The sequence below is a fragment of the Mariniradius sediminis genome, assembly GCF_021491425.1.
In the GTDB taxonomy this organism is placed as follows: domain Bacteria; phylum Bacteroidota; class Bacteroidia; order Cytophagales; family Cyclobacteriaceae; genus Mariniradius; species Mariniradius saccharolyticus.
This window is the reverse complement of record NZ_JAKEVZ010000002.1, coordinates 224,691-246,397: the sequence shown is the minus strand read 5'-3', so window position 1 is coordinate 246,397 and position 21,707 is coordinate 224,691. Positions and strand designations below refer to the sequence as shown.

Annotated in this window: 18 protein-coding genes; 6 read left to right on the top strand and 12 right to left on the bottom strand. The window is 48.1% G+C overall.

The features are described from left to right. The first annotated feature begins 41 nt into the window (after positions 1-41). The 3 genes from L0U89_RS03735 (at position 42) to L0U89_RS03725 (ending at position 1,875) form a co-directional block, all read left to right on the top strand. Positions 42-647, top strand: coding sequence for a uracil-DNA glycosylase family protein (locus L0U89_RS03735; RefSeq protein ID WP_234860297.1), 606 nt, complete (start codon positions 42-44; stop codon positions 645-647). Further along, positions 644-1,168, top strand: a complete 525-nt coding sequence (locus L0U89_RS03730) for a GNAT family N-acetyltransferase (RefSeq protein ID WP_234860296.1) — start codon at positions 644-646, stop codon at positions 1,166-1,168. Before L0U89_RS03735 ends, L0U89_RS03730 begins: the two co-directional genes overlap by 4 nt. 128 nt (positions 1,169-1,296) lie before the next feature. Further along, on the top strand, positions 1,297-1,875 hold the full coding sequence (locus L0U89_RS03725; RefSeq protein ID WP_234860295.1) for a hypothetical protein: 579 nt from the start codon (positions 1,297-1,299) through the stop codon (positions 1,873-1,875). 373 nt (positions 1,876-2,248) lie between these two features. Here L0U89_RS03725 and L0U89_RS03720 read toward each other — a convergent pair whose 3' ends face one another. The 10 genes from L0U89_RS03720 to L0U89_RS03675 form a co-directional block, all read right to left on the bottom strand. After that, a complete protein-coding gene (locus L0U89_RS03720; protein WP_234860294.1) occupies positions 2,249-3,403 on the bottom strand; it encodes a galactokinase in 1,155 nt (384 codons plus the stop codon). Continuing rightward, the gene (locus L0U89_RS03715) at positions 3,400-4,467 is read right to left on the bottom strand and encodes an aldose epimerase family protein (protein WP_234860293.1); all 1,068 of its coding nucleotides are present in this window, start codon (positions 4,465-4,467) and stop codon (positions 3,400-3,402) included. Before L0U89_RS03715 ends, L0U89_RS03720 begins: the two co-directional genes overlap by 4 nt. Before the next feature lie 11 nt (positions 4,468-4,478). Continuing rightward, entirely contained in the window at positions 4,479-5,504 is a 1,026-nt protein-coding gene (locus L0U89_RS03710; RefSeq protein WP_008629265.1) for a LacI family DNA-binding transcriptional regulator, read from the bottom strand. Positions 5,505-5,529: 25 nt separating this feature from the next. Beyond that, positions 5,530-6,516 carry a M28 family peptidase gene (locus tag L0U89_RS03705; protein WP_234860292.1) on the bottom strand — a complete coding sequence of 329 codons (987 nt, stop codon included), beginning with the start codon at positions 6,514-6,516 and terminating at the stop codon, positions 5,530-5,532. Beyond that, the gene (gene cysS, locus L0U89_RS03700) at positions 6,506-7,999 is read right to left on the bottom strand and encodes a cysteine--tRNA ligase (protein ID WP_234860291.1); all 1,494 of its coding nucleotides are present in this window, start codon (positions 7,997-7,999) and stop codon (positions 6,506-6,508) included. The genes L0U89_RS03705 and cysS overlap by 11 nt, the downstream gene beginning before the upstream one ends. Before the next feature lie 308 nt (positions 8,000-8,307). After that, a complete protein-coding gene (gene purH / locus L0U89_RS03695) occupies positions 8,308-9,834 on the bottom strand; it encodes a bifunctional phosphoribosylaminoimidazolecarboxamide formyltransferase/IMP cyclohydrolase (protein WP_234860290.1) in 1,527 nt (508 codons plus the stop codon). Between the two features lie 106 nt (positions 9,835-9,940). Continuing rightward, entirely contained in the window at positions 9,941-10,498 is a 558-nt protein-coding gene (gene purN, locus L0U89_RS03690; RefSeq protein WP_234860289.1) for a phosphoribosylglycinamide formyltransferase, read from the bottom strand. Between the two features lie 87 nt (positions 10,499-10,585). After that, a complete protein-coding gene (locus L0U89_RS03685) occupies positions 10,586-11,782 on the bottom strand; it encodes an ATP-binding protein (protein ID WP_234860288.1) in 1,197 nt (398 codons plus the stop codon). A 250-nt stretch (positions 11,783-12,032) separates the two neighbouring features. Further along, positions 12,033-12,905, bottom strand: a complete 873-nt coding sequence (locus tag L0U89_RS03680) for a geranylgeranylglycerol-phosphate geranylgeranyltransferase (RefSeq protein ID WP_234860287.1) — start codon at positions 12,903-12,905, stop codon at positions 12,033-12,035. A 74-nt stretch (positions 12,906-12,979) separates the two neighbouring features. Then, positions 12,980-13,774 (bottom strand): glycoside hydrolase family 16 protein, encoded by a 795-nt coding sequence (locus L0U89_RS03675; protein ID WP_234860286.1) that lies wholly within the window; start codon positions 13,772-13,774, stop codon positions 12,980-12,982. Between the two features lie 199 nt (positions 13,775-13,973). On the opposite strand from L0U89_RS03675, the gene L0U89_RS03670 reads away from it, so the two are divergent. After that, the gene (locus tag L0U89_RS03670) at positions 13,974-15,137 is read left to right on the top strand and encodes a homogentisate 1,2-dioxygenase (protein ID WP_234860285.1); all 1,164 of its coding nucleotides are present in this window, start codon (positions 13,974-13,976) and stop codon (positions 15,135-15,137) included. Between the two features lie 81 nt (positions 15,138-15,218). On the opposite strand, the gene pafA is transcribed toward L0U89_RS03670, so the two are convergent. Next, positions 15,219-16,862, bottom strand: a complete 1,644-nt coding sequence (gene pafA / locus L0U89_RS03665) for an alkaline phosphatase PafA (protein ID WP_234860284.1) — start codon at positions 16,860-16,862, stop codon at positions 15,219-15,221. A gap of 158 nt (positions 16,863-17,020) precedes the next feature. Here pafA and L0U89_RS03660 point away from each other — a divergent pair, with 158 nt between their 5' ends. After that, positions 17,021-18,421: an aminopeptidase P N-terminal domain-containing protein gene (locus L0U89_RS03660; protein ID WP_234860283.1), complete on the top strand. Its 1,401-nt coding sequence runs from the start codon at positions 17,021-17,023 to the stop codon at positions 18,419-18,421. An 88-nt stretch (positions 18,422-18,509) separates the two neighbouring features. Here L0U89_RS03660 and L0U89_RS03655 read toward each other — a convergent pair whose 3' ends face one another. Then, positions 18,510-20,078, bottom strand: coding sequence for a calcineurin-like phosphoesterase C-terminal domain-containing protein (locus tag L0U89_RS03655; protein ID WP_234860282.1), 1,569 nt, complete (start codon positions 20,076-20,078; stop codon positions 18,510-18,512). A gap of 296 nt (positions 20,079-20,374) precedes the next feature. On the opposite strand from L0U89_RS03655, the gene L0U89_RS03650 reads away from it, so the two are divergent. Further along, complete coding sequence (locus L0U89_RS03650) at positions 20,375-21,568, top strand: ATP-binding protein (protein ID WP_234860281.1); 1,194 nt, start codon at positions 20,375-20,377, stop codon at positions 21,566-21,568. Positions 21,569-21,707 lie beyond the last annotated feature (139 nt).

Sequence of the window (21,707 nt, the reverse complement as noted above, 5' to 3'; positions counted from 1 at the left end):
CGTAGAATTGTGGCTAAATTCGAAGTATACTCTGCGTTGCAATGACAGTGACTTCTTTTCAACATCCCTTGATAAATGAGGTAAAAGCCTGTCGGATTTGTGCCGGATTTTTGCCACTCGGTCCAAAGCCTGTGTTCGTGGTGCATCCTGAAGCAAAAATCCTGGTGGTAGGCCAGGCACCGGGCACCAAGGTCCATGCGACGGGAATTCCTTGGAATGACCCTAGCGGCGACCAACTGCGGAGATGGCTTTGCGTGGATCGGGATACGTTTTACGATCCAAGTATTTTCGGAATCGTGCCGATGGGTTTCTGCTATCCCGGCAAGGGAAAGGGAGGCGACCTGCCGCCGCGACCGGAATGTGCGCCGACTTGGCACGCGAAGCTATTGGAGCTGATGCCCAATCTACAATTGACACTCCTGATTGGTCAGTATGCCCAAAAGTACTATTTGGGAAATGTGCGCAAGGGAAGCCTCACGGAGACGGTGAGGGCGTTTGAGAGCTATTTACCAAGGTTTATTCCCTTGGTCCATCCCTCGCCGAGGAACAAGCGTTGGCAGAAAAACAATCCTTGGTTTGAGAAAAAAGTGGTCCCGATCCTACAATTTGAGGTCGGGAAAATCCTTCAATCTGTTCATGAACCATGATGAATCCGAATTTCCGCATAACAACCCAACGGCTGCAAATCCGACCTGTAATCGAATCGGATGCGGAATTTGTCCTTGCGCTCCATTTGAGTCCAGGTTGGCTGGCGTACATTGGGGATAGGGGCGTCCGTGATTTGGAGACCGCGAAAAGGTATATCCAGGAGGGACCTTTGCGCAGCTATGCACAACATGGTTTTGGGCTTTGGGTCGTTGTTTTAGCAAAAACGGGGACTTCCATCGGGCTTTGTGGACTTTTGAAGCGGGATTACTTGGATGCGCCGGATTTGGGATTTGCCTTTTTGCCTGAGTTTCAAAAAATGGGCTATGGATTTGAGGCTGCTTCTGGGGTTTTGGACTATGCCGAGCGGGAATTGGGCCTCGAGAGGATTTTGGCTACGACCTTGCCCCACAATATTGCCTCGATTCAACTGCTCGAGAAGCTGGGATTCCGGTTTCGAAGCAATCTGAAGTTGGAAAAGGAAGCGAGCGAATTGAAGCTTTATGAAAGATCGGAGGGCTAAGGATTGAGCAATCCGGTGTCATTTTCGGCTTTCACGGCATAGAGTTTTGGGCTAGTGCCGAATTTCGCCGCAAGAAGTATTTAACTTTTCGCAAAAAACCCTTCAACAATTAAAAATATATTGAACAGATGATTGACTTTGCCAAAATATTCCTTTTGTCCGACGGTGACAGGAGGGGTGCATTTAGAGCTCAAAATTCGAATGAACTACTGACGAAGGAATTCCTTTTTGGTACTGAGGACGATGGTGTTAAAGTTGATTTTTGTTGGTTGCAGGGAAGTAAGTTTTACGATTTTATAGCCACAGGTTATTCAGGAGTTTACCTTGTTTCCGAAAGAGTATGTTCAATCCTTCAAGTTTCAAGGTATATAGGGTTTTCGCTCAGGCCAATAATCCTTGAAGACAAAAAGAAACAGGTGGTCGACGGCTATCGACTCCTGTCGGTGGTATGTGAAGTTGGTCCCATCATAAACGAAAAGAGCATCAAAAAGATTATGCCACCGAGAGTGCCTTGGGCAGATCCGTATGAAGCATACGTAGGTTTATATTTCGATCCAAGTACATGGGACGGAAGTCATTTCTTCCATCCCGCCGGAACATCTCTTATTTATGTAGTCGAAGAAGTTAAGCAATTGTTTGAAGAAAATCAGGTCTCAAATTGCCGTTTTGACAAAATCGTCGACCTAGAAAATTATGCAATCATATGATCAGTAACAACGATCTGCTCCACCACCGAAGGTTTTTTACTACGTCTAGAGGAGATAAATCGATTCCATTATAGTGAAGGTATTGCTTTACAAGTAGCCTTGTAAAGTCAAGTTATAACTTTACTAAATTCATCATGTACATGTGATTTAGCGAAGGCGCTAGGGGTAGTTTGAAACTGCCCTTTTCTATAAATTTCGATCCAGTACCGCTGTCGGGATGTAATTCGCATGATAATCAATATTCCGATGGGGAACTTGGTAGTAAATTCCAATTTCATCCCGACATATGTCGCGGATGGACTTATAAATGGGTGGAATCAGAAATTCCATCCAGCCATCAACGAAAGTTTACACTACACCGAGGAGGGGAGGGCTAAGGATTGAGCAATCCAGTGCCATTTTCGGCTTTCACCGCATAGAATTTTGGGCTAGTGCCAAATTTCCGAAAGTAGGTTTCTGCAATCCGTGTTTGAAGGGTTTCTGTTTGGCTTGTCTTGACCAGATTGATTGTACAGCCGCCAAATCCGCCTCCCATCATCCTGCTGCCGAGTACGTAGTCCAAGGGTTTGGTGAAATCCACCAAGAAATCGAGCTCGGCACAGCTGACATCATACTTCTTGCTCAATCCATCATGGGAGGCATACATCAATTTCCCGAATTTCTTCAAGTCATTTGCCTGCAGGGCTTCGCTTGCTTCCAAGACCCGGTTGTTTTCCTCGATGACATAATCGCCCCGCCTGTAAACTTCCTCGTCTAAGAAAGGCTTAACAGCTTCCAAATCTTTCAAGCGCAGATCCCTGAGTGATTTCACCGCAGGAATATTTTGCTGGGCAATCAACACCACTTCGGCACATTCATTCCTGCGTCGGTTATAGGCCGAATCAGCCAAGGAGTGCTTTACTTGGGTGTCGATGAGGAGGATTTGGTATTCACCCAAGTCCAGTGGAAAGTATTCGTAGGACAGGTTTTGGCAATCCAGGCGGATGACGTGGTTCTTTTTCCCCATCACGGATGCAAATTGGTCCATGATGCCGCACTGAACTCCCGCAAAGACATGTTCGGCTTTTTGGGCATAATGCACCAGCGAAATGGGTGGAATATTGAATCCAAAAAGCGCTGAGATCGCGAAACCAGAAGCGCATTCCAAAGCTGCGGAAGAAGAAAGTCCGGCGCCGACCGGGATATCTCCGCCAAAAACCATGTCGAAGCCCCGGACGGGATAGCCCGCCTGCTTGATTTGGGCGGTGATGCCCATGATATAGGTTGACCAGTGGCCTTTTTTCGGGCCAAAGCTTTTCAGGTCAAATGCAAATTCTTCTTTGAAATCCGATGAGTAGATACGGGCTTGATCGCTATCGTTGGCGGCGATGGCCACCATCATTTTCTTGTCAATAGCGGCTGGCATGACGAAACCGTTGTTGTAGTCGGTGTGTTCGCCGATGAGGTTGATTCGGCCGGGGGAATAGACAAGAAGGGGTTCTTTTTCAAAGATTTCCCTGAAAAGTTGCTGGATATGTACGGCGATCATTCTGCCCTGAATCTGAATTGTGTCCTTGAGTCAAAAATCTCTCCTGGCATCAAAACAACACTTGGGAAATCGGGCTGGTTGATGGAGTCAGGGTAATGCTGCGTTTCCAGGCAGATCGCCACCCTTTTCCCGGGACGAATGCCGTGCTTTCCTGTGAAGGAAGCATTCATGTAATTGGAAGTGTAGACCTGCAGTCCTGGTTCCGTGGTCGAAAGGATCAGTTCCCGACCGCTTCCCTCATGGTACAGGATCGCACAATCTTCCGACTGGTTGAGGACGAAGCAGTGATCGATTCCACCTGCAACCTCCAATTGCGGGTCGTGCAATCCGAGATTTTTCGACAATCGGGTAGGGGTACGAAAATCAAATGCGCTTCCGTCAACCGGGAAAAGTGCTCCAGTTGGGATGCTGTTTTCGTCCATGGGCAAAAACGAATCCGCATTTATCCAAAAAACATGGTCTTCGATCGACTGGTCAAACTTGCCGCTGAGGTTGAAGTAAGCGTGGTTGGTAGGGTTGATGATTGTTTTTTGGTCTGAGATGGCCTTGTACTTGATCTCGACCAAGCCCGTTGCATCCAAGGTGTAGGTGACCCAAATATCGATTGTTCCCGGATAGTTTTCTTCCCCGTCCGGGCTTTTGTAGTAGAAGGTAATGCCCACCGAATCATCTGTCTCAAAAGGTTCGACGGACCACATCTTCCTGTCCCAACCCCGTATGCCTCCGTGCAGGTGAGAAGTGCCCGCATTGAGTGGGAGGCGGTATATTTTCCCATCCAACTCAAATTTATTGCCGCCGATCCTTCCGGCGATTCTCCCGACCGTCGAACCCAGATAACAGTAGTTGTCCAGGTATTCCGGATCGGTGTAGCCTTTCATGGAATCAAATCCCAGCAACACGTCTTCCATTTTCCCATTTCTATCTGGAATAAAAAGATGGGTCCAAGTGGCGCCGTAATCCATGACGGACAGGGATACTTTTTTGTTAAGGCTGAGGGTAAACAGCGTTACTTCATCGCCTGAAGGGGTTTTTCCAAATTTTTTAGAAGAAAGGGAAAGCGACATGGTCTGGATTATCAGTGTTTTTTCTTGGACGATTCTCTTGCCACCAAAGTCGTTTGGAGGACAAATGATTGGGGTTCGTCAGAGACGATCTCGTCGAGTTGGTCGAGTAGGTGGTTGGCTGCGATTTTCCCCATTTCGTAACCCGGTTGGGAAATGGTCGTCAGGGAAGGATCGACCACGGCCGAGGTTGGATTGTTGGTAAATCCGGCAAGCGCTATTTCATCCGGGATTTTGACGCCTTTTTCCTTCAAAACCGTCATCAGGTCTATCGCCAAGGGATCAATCATGGCAAAAACCGCATCCGGGCGATCTTTCTCCGCTATCATTTGCAGACTGATCTTCCGGTTCCCCTCTGGGGTAAGGTCAGTTACGTAAATTCTGGCTTCTGATTCCGGGATTCCAAATTCTTTGAGCGCCTCCAGGTATCCTTCTTTCCGTTTTTTGGAAATGTACAAATCTTCAGGTCCCGAGAAGTAGGCGATTTTCCTGCAGCCCTGTTCCAACAAATGGTGTACCGCCAAATAGGCGCCATGGGCGTCATCGACAGTCACCTTGGACACGGGTATTTCCTCCGTCACCCTGTCAAACATGATGAAAGGGATTTCCCGGTCATACAGTTCTTGGAGGTGTTCATAGGACTTGGTCTCGCGACTGAGGGAAATCAACAGGCCATCTACCTGCGAGGAAACCAATGTTTTGACGTTGGCTTTTTCCTGTTCGTAGGATTCGTTGGACTGGCAAATCATCACGTTGTATCCCCGCCTGTAGGCGGTATCCGAAATACCGCTGATATTGCTGGAGAAAAAATGCGAGGTCAACTCCGGCACGATGACTCCCAGTACCTTGCTTCGGCTGATGCGCAGACTCTGGGCGAGGAGGTTGTACTGGTAATTCATGGCCTTGGCGGCTTCCACGATTTTCTTTTTGGTATCGGGATGCAGTTCGGGGGAGTCCTTGAGTGCTCTGGAAACGGTGGAAACGGAGACCCCCAATTTCCTCGCGATCTCTTTCATCGTTACCTGGTGGCCTTTTTTCATGGTAGTTGTGGTTAGTAAATGATGGTTACTCTTCCTGATAGACGGTGAAAAGCACTGTTTGTCCCACTGCTCTCAATGTCCTCCGGTCGATGATTTCCATGTTGTCCATATGGGTATGGTGGTAGCGCCCAAAACCAAAATCGGGCGAAAACTCGATGATGTCGATCATGGGGATTTTTGCATCCCGATTTACGAAAACATGGTCATCAATGATCTCTGGAGCCTCTCTCATCACAAAGAAGTCTGAATATCCCAATTCCGCGGCGTAATTCCACACCTTGTTGACAATGTTTTTTGCATTTTTCATCGAATAGCCCTCTTTGTAGAACCTGGCACCCTTGGCACCGACCAAGTCCACCAAGATTCCATAGTAAGCTTGATATCCTGGTTTGTGGGGGTTTTTGGACCAATGCTGTGACCCGAGGCACCACCATACTTGGCTTGAATTGCGTGTAGGGGCATTTTCCGGCTCACCGTCATCCTCTCCATCGAAGAAAATGAAGTCGATGCCGACATTGGGTTGGAGGGTGTCGCTGGCGAGTATCCGTGCGATTTCCAACAATACGCCAACGCCTGACCCGCCGTCGTTGGCACCATCTATGGGTTCATCGATGCGCTCCGTATCCTTATCTGCGATGCGGCGTGTATCCCAATGTGCCGCCAACAAGATGCGCTTGCTGGCTTCGGATTTGTAGGAAGCAATGATGTTGGTGAGGTTCAAAGTCAGGTTGTCGTAGGTTTTGGCCTGAAATTCCTGCTTCTGAACGGTCATTCCATAACCTTCCAGTTTTCCGATCATCCATTCCTTCGTTTTCTGATGGCTGGGGGTATTGGGAACACGCGGCCCAAAATCCACTTGCTGTTGGATAAATGCATAAGCCGAATCCGCATTGAATTGGGGTGCGGGCCGGTGGGAAATGGGTTCCTGGGCTTTTTCGGTAATCTTGTCGCTGCTACAGCTCCAAGCGAACACCAAAAAAAGCAGCCAAAGCGGCAACAATCTATTCTTCATACGCCCAGTCGATTTTGTCTTTCATGTCCTTGACGACGATGCCCATGTTTTTCAGCCCGGCACGGATTTCATCCACCTTGGCGTAGTTTCTGGAGGTTTTGGCGTCAGCGTAGATTTTCAGAAGCAAATCCAATATGGCGTCTTGGCTGTCGGATTTTTCCTCCTTCAATCCCAGGATTTTTTCTACGAACACGACATATGTTTGGATCATTTTTTCAAACATTTCTTTACCAAACTGTGCGGCATGCAGTTGTCCGGTGTAAAGCGAATTGATCTTTTTCAGAATGTTGAACAGGTGTCCGATGGCCTGCGCCGTATTGAAATCATCATCCATGGCCCTGTAGGCATAGGTGATGCTGTTTTCCAATTGCTTGATTTGCTCTGCATCAGGCTGCACAGATTCGTCCTCAATATATGCGAGGCTTTTGGCGATCCGAAGCCCGTTGATGATTTTCTTGTAGCCTTTTTGTGCGGCTTTGAGCGCGTCGTTGGAGAAGTCCAAGGTCGAGCGGTAATGCGCCGTCAGTATAAAATAGCGGATCGTCATCGGACTGTAGGCTTGCTCGAGCAGCTTATGGTTTCCGGTAAACAGCTCCTGCAGCGTGATGAAATTGCCCAACGATTTCCCCATCTTTTGGCCATTGATGGTGATCATGTTGTTGTGCATCCAATATTTGGCGGGATCCTGATGGTTGCAGGCGTTGCCTTGGGCGATTTCGCACTCGTGGTGCGGAAACATCAAGTCCATACCGCCACCGTGGATGTCAAACTGTTTGCCCAAGTATTTGGATGACATGGCCGTACATTCCAAGTGCCAGCCTGGGAATCCCACGCCCCAAGGCGATTCCCATTTCATCAGGTGCTCTGGGGCGGCATTTTTCCAAAGTGCAAAGTCCACCGGATTCCGCTTTTCTCCCTGGCCATCCAAGTCACGCGTACCGGATACCAATTCGTCCAAAATCCGACCGGAAAGCTTTCCATATTGCTCGCGCTCGTTGTACTTGAGCACGTCGAAGTAAACGGAACCATTGACCTCGTAGGCCAAGCCCTCGTCGAGAATGGCTTGGACCAAGGCGATTTGCTCGGGAATATGGCCGGTCGCTCTGGGCTCGATGTTTGGCTTGAGGGTATTGAGGAGCTCCATATCCCGGTGGTAGGTGTCGGTATACTGCTGGGCGACCTCCATGGGCTCGAGCTGTTCGAGTTTCGCTTTTTTGGCAATCTTGTCCTCGCCCTCGTCCGCGTCACCTTGGAGGTGGCCCACATCGGTGATATTGCGGACATAGCGGACCCGATAACCGAGATGGCTGAGGTACCTGTTGACCGTGTCGAATGTGACTGCGGGTCGGGCATGGCCCAAGTGGGCATCGCCATACACTGTCGGCCCACAGACGTACATACCTACAAAGGGAGGGTTGATGGGTTCAAAAGTCTCCTTTTCGCGGGAAAGGGTATTGTGGATTTTTAACTGGTGTTGCTTCATGGTTGAATTTGTACGAGGTACAAAATAGGAAGAATGGACTAAGGCGTGAATTCCGCTGCAAAATAGGGGATTGGCGTGAGGAAATGAAGGGGAGAGCCGATCTCGCTGAAATTCTAGTAAAGGAGATTAGAAAAAAAACTCATACTATTTAGTGTTGGTTGATTTGCGGGATTTTATTGAGACCGCGGATGTGAAAAAAATGAGGTTCCAAAATCCCGCAAAAAAAACCTCCGGGATTCTCTCCCGAAGGTCTTGTCTCTCGTTTCTTGTCTCTTATTTCTCGCCTCTCGCTTCTAGTCTCTCGCTGCTTAATGTTTAAAATGCCTGACGCCTGTCATCACCATGGACATGCCGTGGGCATCGCAGAAGTCGATGCTGTCTTGGTCCTTGATCGAGCCGCCCGGCTGCACCACAGCTGAAATACCCGCCTGATGGGCAATATCCACACAATCGGGGAAGGGGAAAAACGCATCGGAGGCCATCACGGCGCCCTTGAGGTCGAAGCCAAATGCCCTTGCCTTATCGATCGCTTGCCTCAATGCATCCACGCGGGAAGTTTGGCCCACACCGGAAGCAAAGAGTTGGTTGCTGTTGCTGAGAACGATGGTGTTGGACTTGGTATGTTTGCAGACTTTTGCAGCAAAAACAAGCGCTTCTTGTTCCGCGGCAGTTGGGGCGATTTTCGTCACCACTTTGAAATCTGCTTTCGTCTCGGTCTTCAGGTCCTTGTCCTGCTCGATGATGCCGTTGAGCAAAGTTTTGATTTGTTTGGTGCCGGGGGCTTGGATTTTTTGCAAAAGCAGGATTCGGTTTTTCTTGCCTTTCAGAAGTGCCAAAGCATCCGCATCAAAGGACGGCGCGATCAAGACTTCAAAAAACAGACTATTCATTTCCTCTGCCGCAGCCAAATCCACGTTTTGGTTGGTGACCAAAACACCTCCAAAAGCCGAAGTGGTATCGGCGGCAAAGGCTTTTTGGTAGGCTTCTTTGACGGACGACGCCACTGCGCAGCCACAGGCATTGGTATGTTTGAGAATTGCGAAAGCAGTTTCTCCATCAAACTCTGCAATCAAGGCAACGGCTGCGTCAATGTCCACGAGGTTGTTGTAGGAAAGTTCCTTGCCGTTCAACTGCTCAAACATTTCCTCCAAATTGCCAAAAAACCTTGCCGCTTGATGCGGGTTTTCGCCGTAGCGCAGGGTCTTTGATCTTGATTCGGAAACCTTCAGTGCAGGGATTTGCTCCGATTGGTTAAAGTAATTGAAGATATGGGTGTCGTAACTTGATGAAACCTGAAAGGCCTGCGCCGCGAAATATCTCCTGTCATCCAGCGTGGTGGCACCACCCTGCGCTTTCAATCTTTCCTCCAATTCGCCGTACTGGGCTTTGGAAGCGATGATGACCACGTCCTTGAAGTTTTTTGCCGCAGCACGGATGAGGGAAATTCCACCGATGTCGATTTTTTCGATGATATCTGCCTCTGCCGCACCAGAAGCCACTGTTTCCTCAAACGGATACAAGTCCACGATCACCAAATCAATGGCGGGGATGCCAAATTCAGCCGCTTGGGAAACGTCGCCGGCATTTTCTCTTCTATGCAAGATACCCCCGAAGATTTTTGGGTGAAGTGTCTTGACCCTGCCGCCAAAAATCGAAGGATAGCCAGTCAGTTCTTCGACAGGAATTACTTCCGCACCTTGTTGTTCGATGAATTGTTGGGTGCCTCCGGTGGAGTAGATTTTGACGCCGTGCTGCTTCAGCAGTGCAATGATAGGTTCGAGGTTGTCCTTGTAATAGACAGAAATAAGGGCGGACTGTATTTTTTTGCTTGCCATGGTGTGATTTGCCACAAATTCACTAAGACCCAAAGGTCTTGTGAAAATTGTCTAGGTATGGATGGGGGAAATTTTTTCAAGCCGCAAAGGTAGGAAAACCAATGGATTATAGCAGGCTTTCGATCACTTTTGGGAAGTATTTGTATTCGAGTTGGTGGACTTTTTGGGCTATGTCTTCGGGAGAATCCTCTGCAGAAATGGGAACTGCAGCTTGGAAGATGATTTTTCCTTCGTCATAGTGTTGATTGACCAAGTGGATCGTGATACCGGTCTGGCCATCTCCTGAATTTCGCACAGCCTCGTGTACACGCATGCCGTACATGCCTTTTCCGCCATAGTTAGGCAGCAGGGCAGGATGGATATTAACGATGCGGTCAGGGAATGCCGTGATGAGGTTGTCGGGCACCTTGAGTAGGAATCCCGCCAATACAACCCAATCCGCACCTGATTCGAGCAGCTTTTTTGTCACTTCGCCCCCGTCCAATTGGCCTTTTGAAAAGACAAATGCAGGGATTTTGAATTTCTTGGCGCGCTCGAGGACGTAGGCATCCGGCTTGTTGGATCCGATCAAAATGACTTCAGCTTTGGGAGAGCCGTGGAAATGCTTGATGATTTCTTCGGCGTTGCTGCCGCTGCCCGAGGCGAGGATGGCGATTTTTTTCAAAACGATGCGGAGTTGATTTTCCTCCAAAGGTAAAAAGATGGGCCAATCCCACCAAAGAGACTTGGTCTTTGGTGGAACGACCCTCGATCAATACAAAAAGCCAAAAAGCCAAAGCGGGATTTTGTTCCCAAATCCGATCTCTATTTCATCCGCAGCGATGAAGCTTTCTGGCAGGTCTTTGATTTGGTCAAAACTTTTTTTGGCTCCACCGATTTCGAAGATAAATTGGTTTTCGACAAGAAAGTCCCCCTTTTCACTTAGATGCACCGCTTTGGTCGCATTGGCAATCTGATTGGCAAAGAAGGTCTCCCTTACTGCACCTATGTTGGCATCCGGTTGCAATGCATAGGCGAAGTTTGGATTTTCGAAATAGATTTTGTCAGGCTTTTGTAGGCTGCCGAGGTTTTTGTCGGGCCTGTTGACGATCCTGATGATCTTTGCATCTTCCAAATGCCGCAGGTACATGTATACTGTGTTTCGGCTGAGTCCCAGTTTTTCCGCAATCGTGGAAATATTTGGCGTAAAGGGCACCGAGGCCGCTATTACGCCGAGGAGCCTTTTGACCTTGGCCACATTTCCAGCACTGTAATCTTGCGCAAATGCCAGGTCCGTTTCCAAAACCGTGTTCAGCGTTTGGATAATCCTGGCAGGCACGGCAGTCGCTTTCAGATTCTTGGCAAAAGGGAAATATCCCGAGCTCAAGTAAGATTTGAACGAAGGCAGTGGATGGAAGTCCTTGGTGATTTCCTGTGCGAGCGAAACGTGGTCTTTCAGGATTTCAGCCAATGTCAAAGGCTTGAAATCATGTCCCTCAAAGAAGTTCAAATACTCCCGAAAGGAAAGCCCTTCGAGGTTTTGGACAGCGAGTCTGCGGCTGAGGTCGGATTCTCCACGGTAAAGGTCCAAAGCCGAGGAACTGGTGAAGAACACTTGCAGCGCTGGAAATCCATCATTGATCAGCTTCAGTTCCCTTGACCAATTGGGGTATTTATGGACCTCGTCGATCATCAGGAGTTTGCCGTCGTTTTTGTTCCAAAGGCTAGCCAAATCAAACAGCGTGTTTGAATAGAAATAGGGATGGTCAGCCGTCACATACAAGACTTTTGTTTTTTCGGCATACCTGTATTTGGCAAATTGGATCAGTAGGGTGGTTTTGCCGACGCCCCTTAGCCCCTTCAGTCCCAATAGCCTTTCTTCTGATTCTAGATTGTCCAAGAGATACCTGTACCAAGTCTCAGTGGTTTGCCTGAATATATTTGCTTGAAAATCAAGTAGCTCTTCCATTTTTTCAGTTTGATATTTCGTTACAAAGGTATTGAAAATGTTTTCTATTGAAAACAAATAAATTTAAAAATGTTCTGTATTGAAAACAAAAATAGATAAAAATGTTTTGTATTGGAAACAATATGAAACCCTAAGTGTTAACGTTTGGAAGCAAAAAGAGTAAATTTTTTGGAGCTAAGCAGATATTTTTGGCCAAAAGGTTTTTCTGCCAGTCACAGCCTGATCCAGAGAAAAAAAGCAAATTCAATGGTTACAAAAACCCCATACTCATAATCCCAGTCAGCATCAGCAGCTTGGACAGCACGCTGAGTTGGGTGAAATGTGCCTTTCGGTCGGCGATATAAATTTTGTACATAAAGAGAAAAAATAGCAGGCTCAATCCGCCGAAATAGTAAAAGAGCAATTGGTTGTTGATCTTGAAGGTCACGATCAGGATCGCACAGACGAATCCAATCGCAATCACAAAAATCACTTTTTTGGTATTCCGAAAACCGATGACGATTGGCAGCGTCCTGCAACCATGCTTGCGGTCGCCTTGCCTGTCCTCAATGTCCTTGATGATTTCCCGGATCAAATTGAGAAAGAAGGCGAAAATGGCATAAGTCAACACCAGCAATTCTGACTTTTGGTAGTAGAACCCGATGATCCAAATCGTCACCCCGGTCAGCAAAGCTACTACCAAGTTGCCGATAAAAGGCTGCCGCTTGAGTGAGTTGCTGTAAAGCCAGAGTAGAAAGGCGGCGATAAAGTTGATCAGTGCAATCTTTGGACTGACAATGTATCCAATCCCAATTCCTGTGAAATTCAGTGCCGAATGGAGGAAAAGCACCATCCTTCGCTTCATCCCTTTGCCGATGATCACTTCCTCGGGCTTGTTGACATAATCGATTTTGACATCGTAGTAGTCATTGATCATGTAGCCGGCAGCGGCGAGGATTACGGTCGAGAGAATGATAGCATACAGGTTGGGGTCAAGGAGGACAGAATGGCCCGAACCCGTGGTTTCTACCAAAAAGTATGCGGTCATCAACTGGGCGAAGGCCACAATGACGAGGTTGACGGGTCTGCTCATTTTGAGAAAGCCCGTGAATGAAAAAGTCTTTGTTGGTTTTTTGGGAGCCATGTATCACTAAAACGAAATTTCGCCAAAAAGTTCGCGCCGTTTGTCCTTGGTCTATACAATTCTCAACCCGACGATCAACGCGGTTTTTTTGAAAAGACACGCACATAGTCCACTTCCATCCGTTGTGGCCAAATGTCCCCCGCGACGCCTTTCGTTCCTCCCCAGTTTCCGCCCACGGCAATATTGAGAATCAGGTGGAAAGGATGGTCGAATGGCCATTCTTCCGATTTTCCCGAATCCGTTTTGGCAAAGGTAAAATAATGCTTCCCGTCGATGTAGAAATCTATTTTGTCGGATTTCCAGTCAATCGCATACACGTGAAAAGCCTCAGAACAATCGGGCACGGACTTTTGCTTTCCCAAATGTGTGCCTCTGACGTGGTTAAAAGCAGCGGTGTGGACAGTTCCGTGGATTACACCTTGGTCGTAGCCTACATGTTCCATGATGTCGATTTCGCCACTTTTGGGCCATCCGCCATACTTGCTACTCTCCGGCATCATCCAGATGGCCGGCCAGGTCCCACGGCCTTTTGGGAGCTTGGCTTTGATTTCGAAATAACCATACTGCCAAAAACCCTTTCCCCGTGTCAGGAGTCTTGCGGAGCTGTAGGCCTTGTTGAAGCTGCTGTCCCGATGGGCTTCGATAATCAGGATGCCATTTTCCACCCTGGCGTTTCTCAAATCACCTCGGGTGTAATACTGGAGCTCGTTGTTGCCCCAGCCGTGGTCACCGACGTCGTATATCCACTTGGTTGAATCGGGCAAACCTGAGTAATCGAATTCGTCGGACCAGATCGGATCATTGTCGTTAGGTGATGAAAATGAAAAGACCAAAATCGCGAACGAGAATAGAACAAACGGGTAGATCATTGTTTTCTAGGTTTGGAGAATTGGGGATTCTCATGTGAAGAAAATGCAAAATTTGCTTTTTCCCAATTTTGGCACCAAACGTTTAAGGAAAAACGGATGAATGGTTCCGGAGGCGATCGAGGTTTTGGATCGTGAAGAAATCTCTCCCAACTCTGACCATTTTATGTAAATTTGACACAGCAACATAAACCCAAATACCATGGCATATTACTTTCGGCTTGGCCAGATTCCTCCAAAAAGACATACTCAATTTCGGCAACCTGACGGCAGTTTGTACAAGGAAGAGCTTGTAAGCTCCAAGGGATTTTCGGGAATTTATTCAAACCTGTACCATATCCACAATCCCAACAACGTCAAGTCCATTGGCCACCCCAGTCCCTACCATTGGGAACCGGCCAAAGAATATGGTTTGAAACAAACCCACCTCAAGACAACAGGTGTGGGTACGACCGGACAGCATTACCTGAGTGCCAGGAAAATGCTCATGATGAACGGAGACGTGATGATGGGCATTTGCGCCCCCGAACAGCGGAAGATGGATTACTTTTTCAAAAATGCGGATGGAGATGAGCTGATATACATCCACGATGGTGAGGGAGTGATGTATTCCCAATTTGGCAAACTGGAAGTGAGGAAGGGAGACTACATTGTAATACCCCGGACGACCATTTATCGCTTCGAATTCAATGAGGAAGGCCCCTTGAGACTTTTGATTATCGAATCCCATGGCCCGATCGAGACGGTGAAGCGCTATCGCAATGAACTTGGGCAGTTGCTGGAGCATTCCCCTTACTGCGAGCGGGATATCCGTCCACCCGGCGAATTGGTGACGGAAAGCGCCAAGGGAGAGTATTTGGTTCAAATCAAGAAAGGCGGCATGTTGCATCCGTATACCTATGCGCACAGTCCTTTGGACATTGTGGGTTGGGACGGGTTTTTGTATCCTTATGCACTTTCTATTCATGACTTTGAGCCCATCACAGGAAGAATCCATCAGCCGCCACCGGTCCATCAGACTTTTCAGGCTTGGGGCTTTGTGATTTGTTCCTTTGTGCCAAGGTTGTTTGATTACCATCCATTGGCCATTCCTGCACCCTACAACCACAGCAATATCGATTCAGACGAAGTATTGTATTATGCCGAAGGCGAGTTTATGAGCAGAAAGGGGATCGACCGCGGATCATTTACGGTTCACGTCGGTGGGCTGCCACATGGCCCGCATCCGGGTACGGTTGAGAAATCCATCGGAGCAAAGGAAACCCACGAGTATGCAGTGATGTTGGATACTTTTCGGCCTTTGCAGCTGACCACCCAGGCCTTGGAATTCGTAGATCCCAATTATCCCATGTCCTGGACTGAGTAGAAAAGCCCATTGATAAGGAAAAAGCCCCAGTCAGCGAGCCAAGACTCATGGACTGGGGCCTTACTTTTTATAGAGATTGATCTAATGTCCCAAAATCTCTCCGATTGGCTGTCCGGTTGCACCGTTGGGAAGCCTGATTTGCAGCAACATCGAAAGGGTAGGGGCGATGTCGGTGATGGTAGCATACCGGGAACTCTGTCCCGTTGGGATTTTCCAACCCATCAACACGATCGGAACATGGGTATCGTAAGTGTATCCCGTACCATGGGTAGTTCCTCGAGGAAATCCCGTAAGCCATGCTGGTTCAAGAATAAGAAGCAAATCCCCAGACGCCTTGTGGCTGAATCCCATTTGCAGCAATTCTGCTTTCCCCCTCGAATATTCTTGCCGCTTCATGTCCGTTGCGGTGTAGACTTCTTTGATGCCATCAAACCTTAACAGAAAATCCGCAAGGTCTCTTTGGATGGTTTCCACCGGGACTTTCCTCTCCTCTGCCAACTTATGGTTGATAAATACCTGCTCATTGGAAAAGTTCAGTATCCAATATCCCTCGCCATATTGCATGCTGCAGTATCCGTTCATCTGGGTCAGAATAAATCGGGTGTTGAATATACCCGCAGGGATGTTTTCACTCCTCATGAATTCGACTATATCCGCCACGGCATGATCAGCGGTCAGAAAGACAAGGTATTCCCCTTTCCCGTATTCCTTGTCCAAATAATTGAAAAACTGCTCAAGATCCCTGTCAAGCCGAAGGTAATTGTCTTCCAATTCGACCGAGGTAGGACCAAAACGATGTCCGATATAGTCCGGCGAAGAAAAACTGATCGCCAATAAATCCGTCACGCCCCTTTGCCCCAGTTTTTCCCCTTTGATTGCGGCATAGGCCATATCCAAGGTCAGCGTATTGCCGAATGGCGTGGTTCCGATCAAGCCGAATCCGCCATTGTTTTCCATCAACTTTGGCAAGTCATAGGGAAAAACCGTTTTTTCCATCCCAATAAATGGTCCTTCGAATGCATTGTCATCCGCAATGCTCTTAGTGTAGGTTTCGATGGGAAAAAGCGTAGTCCATGGCTTCGAAAGGTATTGTGCAGCCAATTTTCGATCATTAAATTTTTGCACCCAATCAGGTAATTCGGAATAGTAGTACGTCGAAGTCATGAAATTACCCGTTTGGGTATCAAACCAATAGGCATCTCCGGTGTGGCCTGCAGGAAGGGAGGCTCCCCGGTCTTTGATGGCGATACCGACCACCTTGGATTGTTTGTTGGTGGCTAGTCTCAGTTCATCGGAGATCGTTGTCGAGAGCATGTTTCTCGGGGAAATTTTTCCACTTTCCGCACTTCCGCCGACCGCTGCTACGGTCGAGTCCTCTGCGCAGTAGATCGTTCTGCCGAGCTTCCTGACATACCAATCGTTGGCGATAATGCCATGGGTCGCCGGGGTCGTTCCGGTGTAAACAGAAGCATGGCCCGGCCCAGTGTAGGTCGGGATGTAATTGTAATGGCCATTTGTCATCATAAAACCTTCCCGCATCAGCCTTTTGAATCCGCCCTCTGTATAGCGATCCTGGAACTTGTAGAAATATTCCTGACGCATTTGGTCCACGACGATACCTACCACCAACTTGGGCTTGGCTGATGGCGAAGGGTTTTTCCTTTGCTGCGCAAATGAAACCTGAAACAAGATCAGAAGTAGAAGCAGTGCCGAGATTTTTTTCATTTTCTGGGGTAAGATTTTGACGCAAATATAGGCAATCCTTTTGGTGGTACTTTTCCGCTGGTCAATTGCTTAAATGGCTACCCCCAAAATCACACCAAAAACCGAGGCCAAATGAAAAAGCTTCGTATATTTCAAAACTAAATCTTGTATGTAGGAACATGAAAAAACGATTCTTTTCCCTCTTGTTTTTGAGTTTGCTGGCAGCCAACCTGTCTTCTTTTGCCCAGTCTTTTTTTGAGGATGGCTTGAGTCCTGCTTTTCACAAAGGTCGCAGGGAAGCCTTGCGGGCCCTGATGCCGGAGAATTCCGCGGTTATCATATTTACAAATCCCGTCAAGATGCGCTCCAACGATACGGATTTTTATTACCGTCCAAATTCCGACTTTTATTACCTCACAGGCTTTCGCGAGCCAAATGCAGCTTTGATTCTTTTCAAAAACCCGCAAACTATCGATGGTCGAAAAATAGATGAAATCCTGTATGTTCAGCCCAAAGATCCTGCAAAGGAGCAATGGAATGGGCTTCGTTTGGGCACAGATGGGGCAAAGCAGAAATTGGGTTTCGAAAGTGTTTTTGTCTACGGGGATTTCTTGAAAAATCCAGCCGTCGATTTTGGCTCGGTTTCGCAGATTTTGACTTTCAACATCGGTGATATCGAAACCAATAGCTACAATGTGTCGCTCAAGTCGATGGTCGCCAGACTCAAGGAAATCAACAAAACCCCAGCCCGTCCTGCAGATATCGCGCTCAACGGCATGATGGACCAACTCCGTGCCATCAAGACCAGTGAAGAAATCGCCCTGCTGCGAAAAGCCATCGAAATCTCAGGGTTGGCACATATGGAATCCTTTCGCTCGATCCAGCCTGGCGTATCTGAGAGGGCGATACAAGGTGTGCACGAATTCGTCCACAAAGCGATGGACGCAGAGTATATCGGTTACGGGACGATTGTCGGCTCGGGCAATAATTCCACGATCCTACACTACGTAGACAATTCCGTCACCAACGTCCAAAAAGGCGTGATGCTGATGGACGTCGGTGCCGAGTACCGAGGCTACTCGGGGGATATCACGCGGACGGTCCCGGTAAAAGGTGTCTTTTCGCCAGAGGAAAAAGCCCTTTATGAAATAGTCCTACAGGCTTTGGAAGCGGGTATCGCAGCCTGCAAACCCGGTGCCGAATACCGGGCAGTCGGTGCTGCCGCCCAAAAGGTAATCGACGAGGGACTCGCTAAGCTTGGATTGATCAAAGCAGGTGAGCGGCATCCGTACTTCCCTCATGGTATCGGCCACCACCTTGGCTTGGATGTACACGACAGGGGAGGATATGGGACTTTGAAGCCGGGTATGGTTCTGACAGTTGAGCCTGGCATCTATATTCCCGAAGGCAGTCCCGTCGACCCCAAATGGTGGGGAATCGGAATCCGCATCGAGGACAACATCCTGATTACTGAAAAAGGATATGAAAACCTCAGCGCTTTTGTACCCAAGACGGTCGAGGATTTGGAAAAAATCATGAAGGAAGAGGGGATATTGCAGAAGTTGAAGGTGGGAAAATAACCCCTGATGAGCACAGTTTATTCAAGGTTTTGCCAATAAAAAACCCCGACCCTGCAAAGGATCGGGGTTCTTTTTTTATTCACTTAGTTCATTGCGCCACCCGGAACTTCTTGCTTGCGCGATGTACCTGTCCAAACATGTCGGTTGCCTCGACCTCAATCGTGTGTTCCCCGACCGGGAAGTCGGAAGAAATTGGCGCCCGCCACAGGTGGTCGGTCATCGCGGGATTGGAAGGCCTGCGCCCGGGCATGACGGTCTCCGTCGTATCCCATTCAAAAACCTTGAGCATGAATGTTGGGTCATAGCTCTCCATGTGGGTCATGGCTTTCCATTCGCCATTGTTGATGCGGTAGCGGACCTTGTCGCTCGGCGCGCCCGTGAAGAAATTCACGATGATGCTCGCATTGGTTCGCACGCCTTTGGCCAGGACTTTTGGGGCAAAGATTTCCATCTGATAGGATGCGGGCTTTCCGGCCGCTTGGTACCGGGCTTGGTATTCGGTGCCTTTGATGTCAAGGTAGACATAGCCTTTGGGCGAACCATCGCGCATGGTGGATTCCGGTGTCCCGTCGGCCTGGATTTTGCCGCTGTACCAGTCCCCGGAGGGTGTGCCAATATTGAAGTGGTGGTGGGGCTTTGCACCTTCGAAGCCATCTTTTATGCCAAAAAAGGTTTGCTTCATGTAATGGGTATGGGCGGACATCGACAGCGTGTTGGCGAAGGGGGAGAGCAGGGACAAGATTTTCTCCCTATCGGCATCCCTAAAGCTATCCCCGTTTTCTTCAAACAGCGGAATGTGCATCAGCAATACCACCAATTTGTCTTTTGGAACGAGTTTGAGGTCATTTTCCAGAAACTGCAACTGGTCAGACCGCAAGCCACCCCAATACCCTTGCCCGTCCCGAGGATCCGGATAAAGGATGTCTTCCAAAACGACGAAATGGACATCTCCATAATTGAAGGCATATGTCGCAGGTCCAAAATTGGCGGTAAAGGATTCGTCGCTAAAGGCATCTTCCTTCGCATCAAAGTTCATGTCGTGGTTGCCAAGCACTTGGTACCAAACTGGTCCAACCTGCCCGATTGCTTGTGCATACAATGGGAAGAAATCCGGCCTGTCGCCCACCAAATCTCCCAAGGATGCACCAAAGGTGATGTTTCTGGATTCCTTGGCATGGGCAACGATACCTTTTTTGAAATATTCCATTTCATCCAAGGTGTAGGTTTGCGGGTCTCCGAATATTAAACCCGTGAATTCTTTCTCGTTTTTCCCCGGCAAAAGCCCAAAATCCAAAGCCTTTGGCAATGGTCCCGTCGGCCTGACGCCAGGATAAGTCATGTTGGCAGGGGAGCCATTGGGCTTGTAGATGTAGTAGAACTTGGGAATGTTATTGGCATCCTTTGGCAGGTCATGGCTCGATGGTTTGATGACGAAAACCGTCTGGTCTTCCGCAATGGGGAGTTCATAGCGCCCATCCTTGTCAGTCAACACGACGTCTATACCATTGGAAATGGCAACCGCCGGTATTCCCTTTTCGCGCCGTTCCTTTTTGCCGTTGGCATTGCTGTCTTCATAGATGGTTCCGCTGATCTTTTGCTGCGCCCAAGCCAAGGAGGAAGAAAGCAATAGCATGGAAAGAAAAATGCTTTTTCTCATGTCTTTGATCTTTTCAATAAAGACCAAGATACAGAGGGCGAAGGCATCTCCTTCAAAATGCTTGATTATGGTTTTATTAACATCCATGAAAGGCGCCAATGCAGGATGGAGTTTTCACTTTGGGATTATCTGCTCAATTCAGGTTCTAATGCTTTCTCGCCTTGAGTTTTTTCAAAAAATTAGTTTAAAATATTGAAAAACAGATATTTAAAACGTTTAAAAAAAAATTACTCAATATATTGAGTAAAATTACTCAATAAATCGTGTAAATTTGTAATACATTAAAAATCAATACGATGGCCTATTATCGCGCTGATAAAAGCATACTTCTGGGGAGGTTGAAGGATGAACCGAGACGGTTTATCCAAGTGTTGTATGGACCAAGGCAAATTGGCAAAACTACTTTGGTCAGGCAAGTCATGGCCGAATTGGATTACCCTTCACAGCTTGTAGCTGCCGATGCCGTGCCGGCAGGTGACCAAGCTTGGATTGCCCAACAATGGGAAGCAGCCAGAATCAGGCAATCCCAGGATTCCGATAAGCCTTATTTGTTGGTGATCGACGAAGTACAGAAGATCGACAACTGGAGCGAGCAGGTCAAAGCCCAGTGGGATAAGGATACTGCAGATGGGCGGGATATTCGTCTCGTCCTGCTGGGATCTTCACGACTGATGCTGCAGCAAGGGCTGACAGAATCCCTCGCCGGGAGGTTTGAGGCGACTTACTTGGGGCATTGGTCGCTTAGGGAAATGAGGGAGGCATTTGGCCTCAGCCCGGAGGAATTCGTATGGTTTGGAGGCTATCCGGGTGCGATTACTTTGAAATCGGACGAAGAGCGGTGGAAAAGCTATATCCGGGATTCTTTGTTGGAAACGAGCATTTCCAAGGATATCCTGATGCTCACAAGGGTGGACAAGCCCGCCCTGATGAAGCGGCTTTTTGAACTTGGCGCTTCCTATTCGGGACAGATTTTGAGTTTTACCAAAATCATGGGGCAACTTTCGGACGCCGGTAACACCACTACGCTGGCCAACTATTTGAATCTACTCAACGATGCCGGCCTGCTGGGGGGATTGGAGAAATACAGTCCCAATATGGTCCGGAAGCGTTCTTCCAGCCCAAAGTTCCAGGTCCACAATACAGCGATCATGTCCGGGGTTTCGGGAGAAAGTTTAGAGACGCTTTTGCAGCAACCTAGCGTTTGGGGACGGTGGGTGGAATCAGCCGTTGGGGCCCACCTGCTCAATCAGACTTTCAGAGACAAGAGGTTGTCCCTATCCTATTGGAAAGAAGTGAATGATGAGGTGGATTTTGTTTTGGAATACAAAGGCAAAGCCATAGGGATTGAAGTGAAATCCGGACATGGAGGGAATACCTCGGGACTAGCGGTTTTCAAGGAAAAATTCCAGCCACACAAGGTTCTCCTCGTCGGAGCAAACGGCATCCCTTGGCAGGAGTTTTTAGAAATAGATGCGATCGATTTATTCTAGAAAAGACAGTCATTTCGGCTGTCTTTTTTTATTTGATCTCCCAAATACCTTGTTGTAAATAATTGATTTACAACAATTTGTTTCAAATTAAAAAAATTACTCAACATATTGAGTAAATTTACTCAATACTTTGATTTCT